The following is a 17,475-nucleotide window of genomic DNA, read 5'->3' on the forward strand; positions in this document are numbered from 1 at the left end:
CACCTAACGATGACGACGAACAGCTTTCCTCCCTTGCGCGCGCTGCAGGTCTTCGAAGCAGTCGGCCGGTGCGGCGGCGTCACGGAAGCGGCACGCCGGCTCGGTATTTCCGCAGGCGCGGTGAGTCAGCAGATCAAGCTGCTCGAAGACACGCTCGGCCTGCACCTCACGGAAAAGGACGGCAAGCGCCTGCGGCTGACGGCGATCGGGCGCCAGTACCACGAAAGCTGCGCCGCGGCGTTCGAAGGCCTGCGCGTCGCGCACGCGGAAATCGAACGTGCGAAGAACATGCGCAACCTCAGCGTCAGCGCATTGCCTTCGCTGCTTTCGAAGTGGCTCGCGCCACGCATGCTCGAATGGCAGAGTCAGCATGCCGGGCTGAGCGTATATCTCGACGGCACGCATACGGAGCCATCGCCGGATGGCTACGACATCGACTTTCGCATCAGCTACGGCGAACGCATCGCCAACGTCGAGAATTCCGTCGAGCTGTTTCGCGATTGCGTGGTGCCCGTGTGCAGTCCGCACCTGCTTGCAGACGCGCCGCTCGCAACGCCCGCCGCGCTGCTCCGCTATCCGCTGATTTCGGTGGACTGGCGGCCGAAATTCGCGTCGCCGCCTTCATGGCGCGAGTGGCTGATCGCTAACGACGTGGATTGCAGCGCGCTCGACGAGAACCGTCAGGTGTTCTCGCTGTCGAGCGTCGCGATTCAGGCGGCCATCGACGGCTATGGCTTCGTGCTCGCGCAAAGCTCGATGGTCTGCGACGATCTCGCCGCGGGCCGCCTCGCGATGCCGTTCGCGCTGGGCCTGTCGTTGCCGTGGCCGTACTTCCTCACATGGAAGCCGAATGCGTTCGACAGGCCGCATTGCCGCAGCTTTCATCGCTGGCTCGTGACACGCGGCAAGGAACAGCAGCAGCTCAACGACTCGATGCTGAGCGTGATCGCGTGAATTACCCGGCGTGCCAGAGCAAGGGGAATAGCGGATGAACCATCGGCGCACCTTCGGGCAACCCGGCATCGAGGCCCGGAAAGTCGGGTGACGTACGCCAGCGCCGCGGCGCATGGCGAATGTCGTCGCCGATAAAGCGGATCGAGAACGCACGGCGCCGCGTGTTGCCGCTCACGCCACCCGACGCATGCAAGGTCAGCATGTTGAAGCACACCATGTCGCCGGGTTCTAGCGCCCAGCCGACGATCGGATACGCGGCGCGATCCGCTTCGATATCGGGCAGGTCGGCCAGACTGCCTTCCGGGAACCACTTCGCTTCGTTGTCCATGAACGTGCGCGGCATCAGCCATGGGCCGAGATGCGAGCCCGCGACGAATTCGAGCGTCGACTCGCGCGCGACGGGATCGACGGGAATCCACATGCTGATGTTCTGCGAGCCGGCGATGTTGTAGTACGGCTGGTCCTGATGCCACGGCGTGCGCTGCCGCGTATTCGGTTCCTTGACGAGCAGATGGTCGTGATAGAGCCGCACCGTCTCGCCGCCCATCAGCGCAGCCGCCGCAGCAGGCGCCGCCGACTCGCCGATGAAGCGCCGATACGCATCGTTCTCCTGCCAGTTGCAGAAGTCTTCGAAGAACCAGCCCGGATCGTCGGGATGGCTCGCCACTTTCGCGCGCGGACTCGGCTGCGCGAGATTGCGCTCGATGCCTTCGCGCAGCAGCGCGATTTCATCGTCCGTGAAAATGCCGCGGATGCACACCGCGCCGTCGCGCCGAAAATCGGCGATCCGCTGCGGCGTTACCGCGCGTTCGATGCGCGTAGCGAAGTCTTCTGGCATGGGTTCTCCGTGATGAGGCAACATGATGTGACGACGCGCGGTTCGCGAGATCAGCCGTTCAGCACGTCGAAATCGAAGTAGCGTCGCTCGATCTTCTGATACGTGCCGTCCTTGATCATCTCACCGATCGCCTGATTGATCAGCGTGCGCAGTTCGGCATCGTCCTTGCGCAAACCGATGGCCGCGCCTTTGCCGAGCGTCTTCGGATCATTGACGGGCGAGCCGAGAAACCCATAGCCCTTGCCCTGCGGCGTCTTCAAGAAACCCTCGCTGCCGGAAATCATATCGGTCAAGGTCGCGTCGAGCCGGCCCGCGCGCAGATCGGTGTAGACCAGTTCCTGATTGCCATAGGAGACCACGTTGACGCCCGCAGGCGCCCAGTACGCTTTCGCGTACGCTTCCTGGGTCGAGCCTTGCGCAACGCCGATGTTCTTGCCCTTCAGAGAATCAACAGCGGGCAGAATGGCCGCGCCTGTTCGCCCGATCAGACTGCTCGGCGTGTTGAACAACGGTGTCGAGAATGCGACCTGGGTCTCGCGTTTCGGCGTGACTGACATCGCGGACAGAATCGCGTCGAACTTGCGTCCCTGCAAAGCGGGAATGATGCCGTCGAACGCCGTTTCGACCCACACGCATTTCGTGTGCAGACGCCGGCAGATTTCGTTGCCGAGATCGATCTCGAAGCCGACGAGCTTGCCGTCCGGCGCCTTCGATTCGAACGGCGCATAGGTTGGATCGACGCCGAAGCGAAGTTCGGTCAATTCCCTGGCGTGGGAGGACAGCGCTGCGCACAATAGCGCGAGGCAAACCAGCGTCTTCTTCATGAGCATTCCCGTCTGGGTACGTCGCCACGGCGACGGTTAGAAAAGGAACGGATGCGCGGCCCGTTCGTCGATTACGGGTCAAGCATAGGAACACAAAAAAGCGAAGAATAGTGGCCTGCCAGTGCCGGATGATTTAGATTTTCTAAAGCACGAGATGCTGCCGTCCTGGGAGTGTCACGGTGCGGATGCCGCCGTAGAGCCGCTCGGAAGCCGGCTGCGCATTTCCCGTATTTGATGCGCTGTCCGTTGCGTTCAGGCGTGCCTCGCACATCTGCCCGATTGCAGCGCCGTCCACCTTGCCCTGCTCGGTGAGCGGCACACGCTGCGCGGCGATCAGCCGGACTGCCCGTGCGACCTGCGCGCCGCACGCCGCTTCGATCGCGCGCATGCACTGTTCGATATCGATCCGTTGGCGCGGCCACGGCGTCGCCACGACGTTCCATCCGAATCCGCAGGCGCTGTCGCCCGTCGCGATAGCGACCGCGTAGCGGACCTGCGGCAAGGCGCACAGCGGCGCCTCGATCTGCGCCGGAGCGATCACGACGCCATCGGTTTCCGCGACATCGGCCGCGCGGCCGAGCACCTGCAGATAACCCTTTGCGTCGATGAAGCCCACATCGCCCGTCACGCACCATCCGTCGCGAAACTTGCGCGCGGCCTCTGAAGGCTGATGCCGATAGCCCTGCGCCACGGCCGCCGACTTCACTTCGATACCGCCCGGCTCTCCGTCACGCGCAAGCCTTCCGTCTGCATGGCGTATGCGTACTTCGACGCCGGGCCGGATGCGTCCGCCCGCACTCTCAAGCGTGCGAGGATCCGACAGATAGTCCGATGGCGTCAGCACGCTCACGAGCCCCGCCTCGCTCGCGCCATACATGTGCGTGAGCACCGGGCCGAAGCGCGCGATTGCGCGACGCCGCAAGATGGCGGGCGCCGATCCGCCCATATGCACGATCGCGCGCAGCGAAGACAGATCGCGCCGGCCAGCGTCGCGATGATCCATTGTTTCGAACAGCTGCGGTTCGACGAGCAGCAGGTCGGTAATGCGTTCGGCTTCGATCGTTGCGAGCGTGTCGGCGGGATCGTAGCGCGGCTTCAGCACGACCGTGCCGCCGCCCAGAAGCGTGTTGTCGACGAGCACTTGCGACAGATAGGCCAGCGCGCCGTTGACGAGCTGTCGACGGTCCGCGGGACTCGGCGCGCTCACCAGCGTCGCGTACGCGGCGAAGCTGCGCCGGCTCGCTTTCGGCACGCCAGTCGAGCCGCCCGAGGCAACGATCACCGCGAGATCGTCGGGCTGCGCGCCGCTTTCGACGGGCAGATCGGGCTGCATGCGCGCGAGGTGATCCAGGCGCGAACGATCACCGGTGCCGACATAGACGACACGCGCGTCGATTGCGTCGGGCACGAGATGCGCTGTCTGCGCGAACGCGACCAGCAGCGTCGGTCGAATGCGGGCGACATACACCGCGCGAGTTTCCGCCGATGCAATCGCGGGCAGGAACGTCGTCGCTGCACCGAGCAGATTTGCCGCGTAGCGAATGGCGAGCGCATCGGGACAATTCGGCGCGAACTGCGCCACGAGCGAGCCGCGTTTGATGCCGAGCATCGCAAGCGCGCGGGCGTGTCGATAGATCGACGCGCGCAATGCGCGACCCGTGACGTCACCGTCGAGATAGCGCAGCATCGCGCGATCGGCGTGCTGTTCCAGCCGATCGAGCAGGACATCGACGTACGAGCGGAATACAGCGGTTTCAGGGGTTTTCATGACTGCACCTCCTTCGAGAGATGCATGCAGTCTGCTCGCGCTCAATGAGCGGAAAATGAGCGTCGTCTACAGGCCAGTGTTCGCGATCCGGCTACCAGGGCACCGTGCGGCCGAGATAGCGTGGGCCGTCTGCAGGACACGGAATATTTTTAAAGCCGACCACAATATTCGCGCTTCTGAAACGTCTTCAGCCTCATGGAACCGTCACCCTCCTCGGACACGATGAACGACGATCGCGACAACGACATCACGGCAGCCGTGGTGCGTGAACGCTCCCGGCTCGTCAATTTCATCAGGCGCCGCATCCGCGATCCCAACGATGCAGAAGACGTCCTGCAGGATGTCTTCCATGAATTCGTGCAGGCCTATCGCCTGCCCGCTCCCATCGAACAGGCGAGCGCCTGGTTGTTCCGTGCTGCGCGCAATCGCATCGTCGACCGTTACCGGAAGAAGAAGGAACAGCCGTTGACGGATCTGTCCGTGGATGAGGACAGCGCTGACGACGAGTATCGGCTCGACCTTGCATTGCCCGCACACGATGCGGGACCCGAGGCGCTCTACGCCCGCGCTGTTTTGCTCAAGGCATTGCAGGAAGCACTCGACGAGTTGCCGACGAATCAGCGCGATGTATTCGTCGCGCACGAACTCGAGGGGCGGAGCTTCAAGGACATGGCCGCGGAAAGCGGCGTCGCGGTCAATACGCTGCTCGCACGCAAACGCTATGCGGTCTTGCATCTGCGCGCAAGGTTGCAGGCCGTTTATGACGAACTGGATACTTGAAGAGGTGAATGAATGAAATTTCGAATTCGATGTGTCGGGAAAGTGCTGCTCGTGCTGGTCGGAATTGGCGTGCTCGGCTGGGCCGTCATGACGCTCTGGAACTGGGTGATGCCGGCGCTATTCGTCGGTGCGCGTGCGATCGATTTCGCGCACGCACTCGGCTTGCTGGTTCTGAGCCGCATCCTGTTTGGCGGATTCCGTGGACACGGCGGCTGGCGCGCGCGGCGGCACTGGCGCAAGTGGGAGGCGATGACGCCTGAAGAACGCGAACGCTTCCAGGCGGCGTGGCGAACGCGGTCGGGTGAGTAAGACGCTTATGCAACGTCTCGAAACAACGATCAGGAGGAACGGGTGACGTCTACTGCCACAGTGCTGCTGCGGCGGCTACACGAACAAAGCCAGACGGAAGTCATGGCCCGCGTGCGCGCGCAGTTTCATGGATCGAGCGAGGAGCTTCTGACGCTTGCGGACGAATACGACACGCTCGCACCGCGGCTGCGCGGACGGTTTCTCGAGACGCTCGGCTTGTCCACGGAAGATTTCGAGTCCTCGCAGGGCACGGCCATGTCGTTGGCTGTGTCTGCGGAAACCGGACGGTTCTTGCGCAACATGGTGCTGTCGCACAAGCCTTCTCGCATTCTCGAATTGGGCAGTTCGTGCGGCGTCTCCACGCTTTATTTCGCGGATGCGCTTCGAACCTTGGGCAGCGGCACGGTCATCGCGACGGAACTGGACACTGAGAAGTGCGCACGGCTTCGCGCGCATGTCCGGGCGGCGGGTGTGGACACCCATGTCGATCTTCGTGAAGGCGACGTGTTCCAGACCGTTTCCAGACTGGACGGTACGTTCGACATGGTGTTTATCGACGTATGGGCCAACACGTATCTGAATCTGTTCAAGCGGATTGAACACCTGCTGCGGCCCGGAACGATCGTGCTCGCGGACAACATGTACACGGCCGAGGATGCCGTGCGGCCATACAAGCAATATCTCGACGGCAATCCGCGCTTCTCCAGCACGACGCTGAATTTTGAATCGGGGATTGAGTTTACGGTTGTCGTTGCCTGACGCGGTTCCGGCACAGTGGAATTTGTGCCGGTACAAATAGTGAAGCACAAACGCCAAGACCCCGCTTTTAAGGGCGGGGTCTTGGACTGGGTAAGGAGCCTGACGATTACCTACTTTCACACGGGCAATCCGCACTATCATCGGCGTGGAGTCGTTTCACGGTCCTGTTCGGGATGGGAAGGGGTGGTACCGACTCGCTATGGTCATCAGGCATGACGGGTTGCTGCGTCGCGGCGGGTTCGGGTGAACCTGGCGCCACAGCCAATCTGGAAGAAGTGTAAAGCGGGGTGTGTTGTTTGTGGCACAACATCGATCACTCAAACATCCTGCATTCCGTGCCCCCTTCGGGGGTGGGATGCCCGTCAGTGCTGAAGCACTAACGATCATCGACACGAAACACACCTGTTATAGGATCAAGCCTTACGGGCAATTAGTATCAGTTAGCTTAACGCATTACTGCGCTTCCACACCTGACCTATCAACGTCCTGGTCTTGAACGACCCTTCAAGGGGCTCGAAGCCCCGGGGATATCTCATCTTAAGGCGAGTTTCCCGCTTAGATGCTTTCAGCGGTTATCTCTTCCGAACATAGCTACCCGGCGATGCCACTGGCGTGACAACCGGTACACCAGAGGTTCGTCCACTCCGGTCCTCTCGTACTAGGAGCAGCCCCCTTCAAATATCCAGCGCCCACGGCAGATAGGGACCAAACTGTCTCACGACGTTTTAAACCCAGCTCACGTACCTCTTTAAATGGCGAACAGCCATACCCTTGGGACCGGCTACAGCCCCAGGATGAGATGAGCCGACATCGAGGTGCCAAACACCGCCGTCGATATGAACTCTTGGGCGGTATCAGCCTGTTATCCCCAGAGTACCTTTTATCCGTTGAGCGATGGCCCTTCCATACAGAACCACCGGATCACTATGACCTGCTTTCGCACCTGCTCGACTTGTCGGTCTCGCAGTTAAGCACGCTTATGCCATTGCACTATCAGCACGATTTCCGACCGTACCTAGCGTACCTTCGTACTCCTCCGTTACACTTTGGGAGGAGACCGCCCCAGTCAAACTGCCCACCATGCACTGTCCCCGACCCGGATCACGGGCCAAGGTTAGAACCTCAAACAAACCAGGGTGGTATTTCAAGGACGGCTCCACGCAAACTGGCGTTCACGCTTCATAGCCTCCCACCTATCCTACACAGATCGGTTCAAAGTCCAATGCAAAGCTACAGTAAAGGTTCATGGGGTCTTTCCGTCTAGCCGCGGGGAGATTGCATCATCACAAACACTTCAACTTCGCTGAGTCTCGGGAGGAGACAGTGTGGCCATCGTTACGCCATTCGTGCAGGTCGGAACTTACCCGACAAGGAATTTCGCTACCTTAGGACCGTTATAGTTACGGCCGCCGTTTACCGGGACTTCAATCAAGAGCTTGCACCCCATCATTTAATCTTCCGGCACCGGGCAGGCGTCACACCCTATACGTCCACTTTCGTGTTTGCAGAGTGCTGTGTTTTTATTAAACAGTCGCAGCCACCAGTTTATTGCAACCCCTTCACCCTTCGCCCGCAGGGGCGTCAAGCTACAGGGGCGTACCTTATCCCGAAGTTACGGTACCAATTTGCCGAGTTCCTTCTCCCGAGTTCTCTCAAGCGCCTTAGAATACTCATCTCGCCCACCTGTGTCGGTTTGCGGTACGGTCAATGTGAAACTGAAGCTTAGAGGCTTTTCCTGGAACCCCTTCCGATTGCTTCGCTTCCGAAGAAGCTCGCGCCACGCCCTTGAATCCCGTGCCCGGATTTGCCAGAGCACCTTCTCCAACGCAGCGACCGGGACTTCCAACACCCGGACAACCTTCCGCGATCCGTCCCCCATCGCATTTCACACTGGTGCAGGAATATTGACCTGCTTCCCATCAGCTACGCATTTCTGCCTCGCCTTAGGGGCCGACTCACCCTACGCCGATGAACGTTGCGTAGGAAACCTTGGGCTTACGGCGAGGGGGCCTTTCACCCCCTTTATCGCTACTCATGTCAGCATTCGCACTTCCGATACCTCCAGCACGCTTTTCAACGCACCTTCGCAGGCTTACGGAACGCTCTCCTACCATGCGTGCAAAGCACGCATCCGCAGCTTCGGTATATGGCTTAGCCCCGTTACATCTTCCGCGCAGGACGACTCGATCAGTGAGCTATTACGCTTTCTTTAAAGGGTGGCTGCTTCTAAGCCAACCTCCTGACTGTTTTAGCCTTCCCACTTCGTTTCCCACTTAGCCATATTTGGGGACCTTAGCTGGCGGTCTGGGTTGTTTCCCTCTTGACACCGGACGTTAGCACCCGATGTCTGTCTCCCGTGATTGCACTCTTCGGTATTCGGAGTTTGCTATGGCGAAGTAATCCGCAATGGACCCTTCAACCATGACAGTGCTCTACCCCCGAAGGTGATACACGAGGCACTACCTAAATAGTTTTCGGAGAGAACCAGCTATTTCCAGGTTTGTTTAGCCTTTCACCCCTATCCACAGCTCATCCCCTAACTTTTCAACGTTAGTGGGTTCGGACCTCCAGTACGTGTTACCGCACCTTCATCCTGGCCATGGATAGATCACCTGGTTTCGGGTCTACACCCAGCGACTGAATCGCCCTGTTCGGACTCGCTTTCGCTACGCCTGCCCTAATCGGTTAAGCTCGCCACTGAATGTAAGTCGCTGACCCATTATACAAAAGGTACGCCGTCACCCCTTGCGAGGCTCCGACTGTTTGTATGCATGCGGTTTCAGGATCTGTTTCACTCCCCTCCCGGGGTTCTTTTCGCCTTTCCCTCACGGTACTGGTTCACTATCGGTCGATCACGAGTATTTAGCCTTGGAGGATGGTCCCCCCATCTTCAGACAGGATTTCACGTGTCCCGCCCTACTTGTCGTACACCTAGTTCTTTCATGATGTTTTCGCCTACGGGGCTATCACCCACTATGGCCGCACTTTCCAGAGCGTTTGGCTAACACCACAAATAAAGAGTACAGGCTGGTCCCATTTCGCTCGCCACTACTTTGGGAATCTCGGTTGATTTCTTTTCCTGCGGTTACTTAGATGTTTCAGTTCACCGCGTTCGCTCCACGCAGCCTATGTATTCAGCTGCGGGTGACCCATACGGGCCGGGTTTCCCCATTCGGATATCGGTGGATCAAAGCTCGTTTGCCAGCTCCCCACCGCTTTTCGCAGGCTACCGCGTCCTTCATCGCCTGTGATCGCCAAGGCATCCACCACATGCACTTGTTCGCTTGACCCTATAACGGGTGTGTCTCTTGCGTGTTACCACGCCGGGAACCACTCGCTACAGGCTGAGTATTCGCGTTGTGCCGTATTCCAAGGCTGTCTTTCGACAACCCTTAAAATACATCGATACAATCACAACCCTGATTCACCTACTCATGTACCCATCTCTAAGTACACTTTCGTGAATCTCTTTACTACTTCTTCCTGATTGTTAAAGAACGACAGCCGATATCTAACTGCAATACCGCATCTGACTGGCTCAATTGCCAATGCGAAGTCTTCTGCTTCATGCAGACCACTGTGCATTGGGAATTGGTGGAGGATGACGGGATCGAACCGACGACCCCCTGCTTGCAAAGCAGGTGCTCTCCCAGCTGAGCTAATCCCCCAGTCATACAGCGCACAGAGGACGTCCAGCCAGTGATCGAGCCAACCACACCAGACAAGGCAATGGTGGGTCTGGATGGATTCGAACCATCGACCCCCGCCTTATCAAGACGGTGCTCTAACCGACTGAGCTACAGACCCCTGAGCCTGTCTTCAAACAACAGCCGACAAGTGTGAGCGCTCAACTTTGAAACGCTAGCTCTGGAAAGGAGGTGATCCAGCCGCACCTTCCGATACGGCTACCTTGTTACGACTTCACCCCAGTCATGAATCCTACCGTGGTGACCGTCCTCCTTGCGGTTAGACTAGCCACTTCTGGTAAAACCCACTCCCATGGTGTGACGGGCGGTGTGTACAAGACCCGGGAACGTATTCACCGCGGCATGCTGATCCGCGATTACTAGCGATTCCAGCTTCACGCAGTCGAGTTGCAGACTGCGATCCGGACTACGATCGGTTTTCTGGGATTGGCTCCACCTCGCGGCTTGGCAACCCTCTGTTCCGACCATTGTATGACGTGTGAAGCCCTACCCATAAGGGCCATGAGGACTTGACGTCATCCCCACCTTCCTCCGGTTTGTCACCGGCAGTCTCCCTAGAGTGCTCTTGCGTAGCAACTAGGGACAAGGGTTGCGCTCGTTGCGGGACTTAACCCAACATCTCACGACACGAGCTGACGACAGCCATGCAGCACCTGTGTTACGGCTCCCTTTCGGGCACTCCCACCTCTCAGCAGGATTCCGTACATGTCAAGGGTAGGTAAGGTTTTTCGCGTTGCATCGAATTAATCCACATCATCCACCGCTTGTGCGGGTCCCCGTCAATTCCTTTGAGTTTTAATCTTGCGACCGTACTCCCCAGGCGGTCAACTTCACGCGTTAGCTACGTTACCAAGTCAATGAAGACCCGACAACTAGTTGACATCGTTTAGGGCGTGGACTACCAGGGTATCTAATCCTGTTTGCTCCCCACGCTTTCGTGCATGAGCGTCAGTATTGGCCCAGGGGGCTGCCTTCGCCATCGGTATTCCTCCACATCTCTACGCATTTCACTGCTACACGTGGAATTCTACCCCCTCTGCCATACTCTAGCCCGCCAGTCACCAATGCAGTTCCCAGGTTAAGCCCGGGGATTTCACATCGGTCTTAGCGAACCGCCTGCGCACGCTTTACGCCCAGTAATTCCGATTAACGCTCGCACCCTACGTATTACCGCGGCTGCTGGCACGTAGTTAGCCGGTGCTTATTCTTCCGGTACCGTCATCCCACCACCATATTAGGGCGATGGTTTTCTTTCCGGACAAAAGTGCTTTACAACCCGAAGGCCTTCTTCACACACGCGGCATTGCTGGATCAGGGTTGCCCCCATTGTCCAAAATTCCCCACTGCTGCCTCCCGTAGGAGTCTGGGCCGTGTCTCAGTCCCAGTGTGGCTGGTCGTCCTCTCAGACCAGCTACAGATCGTCGCCTTGGTAGGCCTTTACCCCACCAACTAGCTAATCTGCCATCGGCCGCCCCTTGAGCGCGAGGTCCGAAGATCCCCCGCTTTCCTCCACAGAGCGTATGCGGTATTAATCCGGCTTTCGCCGGGCTATCCCCCACTCCAGGACACGTTCCGATGTATTACTCACCCGTTCGCCACTCGCCACCAGGGTTGCCCCCGTGCTGCCGTCCGACTTGCATGTGTAAGGCATGCCGCCAGCGTTCAATCTGAGCCAGGATCAAACTCTTCAGTTCAAACCTGTTACTGTTGTTCGGGCTCTTTCGAACCCGGTCGCTCACTCAAAATCACTGACAGATGATTCGACCGAGCCTCTCGGCTCCATCAAACCTTCCTCAATTTCTTTCTGTGTGAGACTCGATTACTTTCGCTATCTCAGCAATCCGAAGATCGCCGTGCGCCGCCATCGAGCACCCACACTTATCGGCTGTTAGTTTTTAAAGAACATTCGCTAAAAAGCTGCTGTTTCCTGCTGCTTTCTTGCGTCTCCGTCGTTTGGAGAGGCCGAATTATGCGGAAGCTCTAGGGGGCCGTCAAGCGAAAAGTGAAAATATTTTTTGGGCAGTGATTTGCGCAGACGAAAGCGCCCGTTGCACTCGAGACGTGTTTCGCGAGGAAAGCGAGACGGACAGGCAAGGGGGCCGTGCAAAGGACGGCACGGGCAACACGACGCCTACTACCTTCCTCACGGCAAACCCGCCTGTTTGATGCTCGCAGCAATGCACAGCGATCAGTTCCGAGTCAACTCATCGCCAGGTCAATGAAACCATATGACGATTATTTCGGAGTACTAGACATATCGCACTCACCCGATGAACCACCACCGCCAGAACTCTTGATCGTGACAGCGAGCCTGCTTCCCCTGTTGGCCGTGATGATCTGTCCGTAACTGACAGTGGGGATGAACTGAATATCGGGTGCCACCGCGACAGGGGGATTTCTCGCACCGTCCACGGTCAAGTCGAGTTCGACGGTAATCGATTCGATAGAAGCGCCCCAGTCGTGACGACGCGCGGCCTCTTCCTTTTTGAAATTGCACAGCCCGACCATGACCTGCTGCAGTGCCGTGGGTATATCGATAGGTTTGCCCGGAGGAATAGGCGGTGTATTGCAGCCTGCAGCCAGAATAGGCAAGACGATAAGAGCGAGGTGCACGCGCATCACGTTCCTCCATTTCGCGAACTGCACACGAAGCGAATAGCAATACATCAAACCAAGCATATCGCTCACGCACGCCGCCCGATATTGGACCTTGGTCCAATGCCATCCGGAACAGAGAAAAGCCACACACGCCGCACGAATCGCGAAATGGATCGCTAGAGCACGGGCTCATCGCGCTCTGCTACCCGCGCTATGCACCATCACGTCAGCAACAAAAACGAAAGCAAACGTAATGCATATGTATGTAATAAGTCGGTAAGGAATATTTCTCCGTTACGCAATATGAGAATGATTCAATCCCGTTGCGTTACACCCATCTAGCAGTGAGCTTGCAATTCAACCTACAAGAACCCAGCAACTCCACGCGTAACGGCCTTGGAGCGCTGAGCGGCAATCTGGAGCCCTCAACAAAATGTTTTACAAAACAATATTACCCACTGCGATATCTGTTGCTGCGCTGTTAACAATCGCAGCATGCGGCAGCAATTCGCATAACAGTTCGAGGACGACGTCGACCGCCCCGACGGTATCCGCTCAAGACGCATTGCAGACGGCAACGCCCATCAAGCACCTTGTCGTGATCTTCGGTGAGAACGTGTCGTTCGATCACTACTTCGCCACGTATCCGAGCGCGAAGAACGTGACGGGCGAGCCGTCGTTCAGCGCCGCGTCCGGCACGCAGACGGACATCGCCACGCTCGCGGCAGCCGGCCTGACGGGCGCCGCCAACCCCAACGCGCAGGCGACGTCGCCGAACATCGTTTCCGCCACGGTCAACGGTCAGACGACCACGCCGCCGACGCTTGGCGCCGCGCTGACTACCACGACGGCACAACCGTTCCGCCTCGACCGCTCGCAGGCGAACACGAAGAGCCAGAACCACGCCTATCAACCGGAACAGCTCGCCGCCGACAACCTGAAGATGGACGCGTTCCCGCTCTTCACGTCGGCCAGCTCGATCATCGCGGGCAGCACGGGCCAGTTCGGTTCGTCGGCACAGGTGCTCGGCTACTTCGATGGCAACACGGTGACCGCGTACTGGAATCTCGCGCAGAACTTCTCGATGAACGACAACGCGTGGACCGATACGTTCGGCCCGTCGACGCCGGGCGCAATCGCAGTGATCTCGGGCCAGAATCAGGGCGTGACGTTGACGCCGAATCCGAAGAACGCGTCCGTGACGACGACCGCCAACGCGATTCCTGACGGCCAGGGCAGCTTCACGTTGATCGGCGACCTCGACCCGACCACCGACGTTTGCACGGCCGCGGCGCAAACCGCGACGAGCGGCCCGACGGGCATGATGAACGGCAAGAACATCGGCGATCTGCTGAATGCCGCGAATATCACGTGGGGCGGCTTCATGGGCGGCTTCAACCTGCAGACGGTCAACGCCAACGGCTCCACGGGCTGCACGCGCTCAACGTGGTCGGACGTGCTCGGCAGCGCGCCGATCGACTATGTCCAGCACCACGCGTGGTTCCAGTATTACCCGTCGACGGCGAACCCGACGCATCAGCGTCCGACTTCGACTGCCATGGTCGGCTTCACGGAGCCGACGCTCGACAACACGGCGACGCCCGTTCACCACCAGTACGACAGCGATGACTTCTTCGCGGCTGTGCGCGCGGGCAACTTCCCGTCGGTCAGCTTCCTGAAGGCACCCGCTATCGGCGACGGCCACCCGGGCAACTCGAACCCGCTCGACGAGCAGGCTTTCGTCGTGAAGGTCACGAACTTCCTGCAGCAGCAGCCTGACTGGAAGAACACGCTGATCGTGATCGCCTACGACGACTCCGACGGCTGGTACGACCACGCCGTGCCGACGATCAAGAGTTCGTCGTTCGATACGACGCTCGTCACGACGATCGCGGGGGCAACCTTCACGGGCGCCGACCAGCTCTCGGGCCAGGGCCAGTGCACGGGCACGGGCGCGACGCAGCCGCTCGGCATCAACGGCGGCGCAGTCAACGGCCGCTGCGGTCCGGGTACGCGTACGCCGTTCCTGATGATCTCGCCGTGGGCAAAGGTGAATTTCGTCGACCACACGCCGATTACGCAGGCGTCCGTCGTCAAGTTCATCGAAGACAACTGGCTCGGCGGCAAGCGTCTCAGCGGCGGTTCGTTCGATGCGACGGCTGGCGACATCCGCAACATGCTGAATCTGAGCGGCACGGGTAGCACCCCGACGCTGTTCCTGGACCCGAACCTCGGCACGAAACTCGCCGCCGCACCGGCGACGAACTGACGGAACGTGCACCCTGGTCTGTCGCTCGCATCGCGCGAGGTAACGCCGCGCGACGCACCCGGCGGCAGGGCGCGAGACAACTCGTAGTGGGTCGAGCCAGCACGGCGACGTGCTGGCTCGGCGTTTTTTCAGCACTATTTCTTGCCATCATCGCCATGCGCTCTCCAAACTCTGCATTGCCGCCCTCGATGCCTGCCGGCAGCGCCTCGCGCCGCAACAGCGCCAAACGCCAACTGCTGCGCGTGCTCGGCTGGACAGCGGCCATCGTCGCGGCCGGCTGCGTCGCCTTCGTCGCTTATGCCGCGATCTACCCGGAGCGGATGCCGCTCGCGATCGGCACCATCGTCGAAGATTTCACCGGCGCGAATCCGCAACCGGTCGCGCTGCACGTGCCGCCGAGCCAGCCGCTGAGTGCCGTCGCCCTGCTCGGCAAGCAGATTTTCAACGACCCGTCGCTGTCGGCGTCGGGCAAGCAGTCGTGCGCGTCGTGCCACAGCCCTGAGCATGCGTATGGCCCGCCGAACGATCTGTCCGTGCAGCTCGGCGGTCCGCATATGACGGACGCCGGCTACCGGCCGCCGCCGTCGCTTGCGTACCTGTATCGCCAGGCGCCGTTCTCGATCGGCCCCGATCAGAACGACATGGATGCAGCCCCCCTCACGCTCGACCAGCTGGCGTCGGCGGCAAGCGGCACGCAACGCGCGGCGAAGTCGGCGGGCGTCGCGCCTGCCGCGCCTGCGCTCGTACCGCAGGGCGGCCTCTTCTGGGACGGCCGCGCCAGCACGCTGCAGGACCAGGCGATCGGTCCGATGCTCAATCCCGTTGAAATGGCCAACAAGAGCACGGATGAAGTCGTGCACAAGCTGATGAACGCGAAGTACCTCGACCAGTTCAAGCAGCTGTTCGGCGACCGCATCATCCAGCAGCCCGACCTGCTCGTCGATGAAGCGATGTTCGCCGTCGGACGCTACCAGTTCGAAGACCCGTCGTTCCATCGCTTCACGAGCAAGTACGATTACTGGCTGCAGGGCAAAGCGCGTCTCACGCAAGCGGAACTGCGCGGCTTGCGCCTCTTCAACGATCCGGACAAGGCGAACTGCGCCGACTGCCACCTGAGCAAGCCGACGGCCGACCATCTGCCGCCGCTCTTCACCGACACGCAGTACGAAGCGCTCGGCGTGCCGCGCAACCGCGATCTGCCCGTCAACAAGGATCCGAAGTTCTACGACATGGGCGTATGCGGCCCCTTCCGTACTGACGCGGCTTCGCTGACGCAATATTGCGGCATGTTCCTCACGCCGACGCTGCGCAACGTCGCGACGCGCCATGTGTTCTTTCACAACGGCGTGTATCACGACCTGCAGCACGTGATGGACTTCTATAACCTGCGCAACACGAATCCGGAGAAGATCTATCCGCTCGATGCCGCGGGCAAGCCGCGAAAGTACGATGACATTCCGGCGAAGTACGTGGCAAACATCGACGTCGCCGATGCGCCATTCGATCGCAAGCCCGGCGACAAGCCTGCGATGACCGACGATGAGGTCAAGGACATCATCGCGTTCATGAATACGCTGACGGACGGATACAAGCCTTAAGCGCAGTAGCAGTCTGCTTCTGTTGCGTATGATGCGTGCTGGCGAGCTTCACGTGTGCCGTGAAGCCGCCAGCCGCGTTGCACAGAGTTAAAGCGCGGCTGACGTCAGGGTTTCATCCGCATGATAGGAAGAGCGCACGAGCGGCCCGGCGACGACTTCCCGAAATCCCATCTCCAACCCTTCCTTCCTGAAAGCAGCAAAGACGTCTGGCGAAACGTACCGCGCGACAGGCATATGAAACCGCGAAGGCGCGAGATACTGCCCGATCGTCAGCACATCGACCTCATGCGCACGAATATCGCGCATCGTCCGCAGAAGTTCTTCGTCGCTTTCGCCAAGCCCGACCATCAGCCCCGACTTCGTGACGACAGCACCGTTCCCCTGCTTCACCTGCCGAAGCAACGCCAGCGATCCCCAATAGTCGGCCCCTGCACGCGCGGCGCGATACAGCGATGGCACCGTCTCGACGTTATGGTTGAACACATCCGGCCACGCGGCAGATAACGCATCGAGCGCACGGTCCACTCGCCCGCGAAAATCCGGCGTCAACACTTCGACACGTATTCCCGGCACACGCTCGCGCAACAGCGCCACGCAGCGCGCGAAATGCGCCGCGCCGCCATCGCGCAGATCGTCGCGATCCACCGACGTGATCACCACATACCGCAACCCCAACGCGGCGACGGCATCGGCGAGCCGGGAAGGCTCTTCATCGTCGAGCGGCAGCGGCCTGCCATGCGCGACGTCGCAGAACGCGCAACGCCGCGTGCAGATGCCGCCCATGATCATGAAGGTCGCCGTGCGCTGTGCAAAGCACTCGCCGATATTCGGGCACATCGCTTCCTCGCACACCGAATGCAGCTTGTGCTCGCGCAGTATCGCCGCCATGCCCGCCACCGTCTCGCTCATCATCGGACGCGCGCGCAGCCATGGCGGTTTCGGCAGCGCGTCGCCGCGCTCGAGCGGCACGATCTTCACGGGAATGCGCGCGAGCTTGTCGCGCGAACGCAAGCCGTGCTGACCGAGCGCAGTGACGCTGTCTTTCGAAGAAGCGAGCGGCGCCGCGTCCAT

General features: G+C 59.9%; 11 protein-coding genes, 2 tRNA genes and 3 rRNA genes. 6 read left to right on the top strand and 10 right to left on the bottom strand.

Features of this window, described 5'->3' with window-relative positions; translation table 11 throughout:
- The first annotated feature begins 9 nt into the window (after positions 1 to 9).
- The gene (locus FRZ40_RS20495; protein ID WP_147235398.1) at positions 10 to 954 is read left to right on the top strand and encodes a LysR substrate-binding domain-containing protein; all 945 of its coding nucleotides are present in this window, start codon (positions 10 to 12) and stop codon (positions 952 to 954) included.
- A gap of 1 nt (position 955) precedes the next feature.
- Here FRZ40_RS20495 and FRZ40_RS20500 read toward each other — a convergent pair whose 3' ends face one another.
- The 3 genes from FRZ40_RS20500 to FRZ40_RS20510 form a co-directional block, all read right to left on the bottom strand.
- The gene (locus FRZ40_RS20500) at positions 956 to 1,792 is read right to left on the bottom strand and encodes a phytanoyl-CoA dioxygenase family protein (protein ID WP_147235399.1); all 837 of its coding nucleotides are present in this window, start codon (positions 1,790 to 1,792) and stop codon (positions 956 to 958) included.
- A 50-nt stretch (positions 1,793 to 1,842) separates the two neighbouring features.
- On the bottom strand, positions 1,843 to 2,616 hold the full coding sequence (locus FRZ40_RS20505) for an ABC transporter substrate-binding protein (protein WP_147235400.1): 774 nt from the start codon (positions 2,614 to 2,616) through the stop codon (positions 1,843 to 1,845).
- A 142-nt stretch (positions 2,617 to 2,758) separates the two neighbouring features.
- Entirely contained in the window at positions 2,759 to 4,384 is a 1,626-nt protein-coding gene (locus tag FRZ40_RS20510; RefSeq protein ID WP_147235401.1) for a class I adenylate-forming enzyme family protein, read from the bottom strand.
- A 195-nt stretch (positions 4,385 to 4,579) separates the two neighbouring features.
- On the opposite strand from FRZ40_RS20510, the gene FRZ40_RS20515 reads away from it, so the two are divergent.
- From FRZ40_RS20515 to FRZ40_RS20525, 3 genes are all read left to right on the top strand, one after another.
- Entirely contained in the window at positions 4,580 to 5,164 is a 585-nt protein-coding gene (locus tag FRZ40_RS20515; protein WP_147235402.1) for an RNA polymerase sigma factor, read from the top strand.
- A 12-nt stretch (positions 5,165 to 5,176) separates the two neighbouring features.
- The gene (locus FRZ40_RS20520; RefSeq protein WP_028366077.1) at positions 5,177 to 5,473 is read left to right on the top strand and encodes a hypothetical protein; all 297 of its coding nucleotides are present in this window, start codon (positions 5,177 to 5,179) and stop codon (positions 5,471 to 5,473) included.
- A gap of 102 nt (positions 5,474 to 5,575) precedes the next feature.
- Entirely contained in the window at positions 5,576 to 6,232 is a 657-nt protein-coding gene (locus FRZ40_RS20525; protein ID WP_420873893.1) for an O-methyltransferase, read from the top strand.
- Positions 6,233 to 6,329: 97 nt separating this feature from the next.
- Here the strand turns inward: FRZ40_RS20525 and rrf are convergent.
- From rrf to FRZ40_RS20555, 6 genes are all read right to left on the bottom strand, one after another.
- A 5S ribosomal RNA gene (gene rrf, locus FRZ40_RS20530) occupies positions 6,330 to 6,443 on the bottom strand.
- Between the two features lie 198 nt (positions 6,444 to 6,641).
- Positions 6,642 to 9,522, bottom strand: a 23S ribosomal RNA gene (locus FRZ40_RS20535).
- 302 nt (positions 9,523 to 9,824) lie between these two features.
- A tRNA-Ala gene (locus FRZ40_RS20540) sits at positions 9,825 to 9,900 on the bottom strand.
- A 62-nt stretch (positions 9,901 to 9,962) separates the two neighbouring features.
- A tRNA-Ile gene (locus tag FRZ40_RS20545) sits at positions 9,963 to 10,039 on the bottom strand.
- Positions 10,040 to 10,103: 64 nt separating this feature from the next.
- Positions 10,104 to 11,633: ribosomal RNA gene (locus FRZ40_RS20550) — 16S ribosomal RNA — on the bottom strand.
- The 16S, 23S and 5S rRNA genes sit together here with 2 tRNA genes alongside, the layout of an rRNA operon.
- Before the next feature lie 541 nt (positions 11,634 to 12,174).
- The gene (locus tag FRZ40_RS20555) at positions 12,175 to 12,558 is read right to left on the bottom strand and encodes a hypothetical protein (RefSeq protein WP_028370346.1); all 384 of its coding nucleotides are present in this window, start codon (positions 12,556 to 12,558) and stop codon (positions 12,175 to 12,177) included.
- Positions 12,559 to 12,970: 412 nt separating this feature from the next.
- Here FRZ40_RS20555 and FRZ40_RS20560 point away from each other — a divergent pair, with 412 nt between their 5' ends.
- The gene (locus FRZ40_RS20560; RefSeq protein WP_147235404.1) at positions 12,971 to 14,806 is read left to right on the top strand and encodes a phospholipase C; all 1,836 of its coding nucleotides are present in this window, start codon (positions 12,971 to 12,973) and stop codon (positions 14,804 to 14,806) included.
- A gap of 155 nt (positions 14,807 to 14,961) precedes the next feature.
- Positions 14,962 to 16,404, top strand: coding sequence for a cytochrome-c peroxidase (locus tag FRZ40_RS20565; RefSeq protein WP_147235405.1), 1,443 nt, complete (start codon positions 14,962 to 14,964; stop codon positions 16,402 to 16,404).
- An 87-nt stretch (positions 16,405 to 16,491) separates the two neighbouring features.
- Here FRZ40_RS20565 and lipA read toward each other — a convergent pair whose 3' ends face one another.
- A complete protein-coding gene (lipA, locus tag FRZ40_RS20570) occupies positions 16,492 to 17,475 on the bottom strand; it encodes a lipoyl synthase (protein ID WP_147235406.1) in 984 nt (327 codons plus the stop codon).

This window comes from Paraburkholderia azotifigens (assembly GCF_007995085.1).
GTDB lineage: Bacteria > Pseudomonadota > Gammaproteobacteria > Burkholderiales > Burkholderiaceae > Paraburkholderia > Paraburkholderia azotifigens.

What these genes read in the sequence shown, in the direction of transcription:
- FRZ40_RS20560 (WP_147235404.1), top strand. Translation starts at nt 12,971, where the DNA reads ATGTTTTACAAAACAATATTACCCACTGCGATATCTGTTGCTGCGCTG.
- FRZ40_RS20565 (WP_147235405.1), top strand. Translation starts at nt 14,962, where the DNA reads ATGCGCTCTCCAAACTCTGCATTGCCGCCCTCGATGCCTGCCGGCAGC.
- FRZ40_RS20505 (WP_147235400.1), bottom strand. Translation starts at nt 2,616, where the DNA reads ATGAAGAAGACGCTGGTTTGCCTCGCGCTATTGTGCGCAGCGCTGTCC.
- FRZ40_RS20495 (WP_147235398.1), top strand. Translation starts at nt 10, where the DNA reads ATGACGACGAACAGCTTTCCTCCCTTGCGCGCGCTGCAGGTCTTCGAA.
- FRZ40_RS20515 (WP_147235402.1), top strand. Translation starts at nt 4,580, where the DNA reads ATGGAACCGTCACCCTCCTCGGACACGATGAACGACGATCGCGACAAC.
- FRZ40_RS20500 (WP_147235399.1), bottom strand. Translation starts at nt 1,792, where the DNA reads ATGCCAGAAGACTTCGCTACGCGCATCGAACGCGCGGTAACGCCGCAG.
- FRZ40_RS20555 (WP_028370346.1), bottom strand. Translation starts at nt 12,558, where the DNA reads ATGCGCGTGCACCTCGCTCTTATCGTCTTGCCTATTCTGGCTGCAGGC.
- FRZ40_RS20510 (WP_147235401.1), bottom strand. Translation starts at nt 4,384, where the DNA reads ATGAAAACCCCTGAAACCGCTGTATTCCGCTCGTACGTCGATGTCCTG.
- FRZ40_RS20520 (WP_028366077.1), top strand. Translation starts at nt 5,177, where the DNA reads ATGAAATTTCGAATTCGATGTGTCGGGAAAGTGCTGCTCGTGCTGGTC.
- FRZ40_RS20525 (WP_420873893.1), top strand. Translation starts at nt 5,576, where the DNA reads ATGGCCCGCGTGCGCGCGCAGTTTCATGGATCGAGCGAGGAGCTTCTG.
- lipA (WP_147235406.1), bottom strand. Translation starts at nt 17,475, where the DNA reads ATGGACGCGGCGCCGCTCGCTTCTTCGAAAGACAGCGTCACTGCGCTC.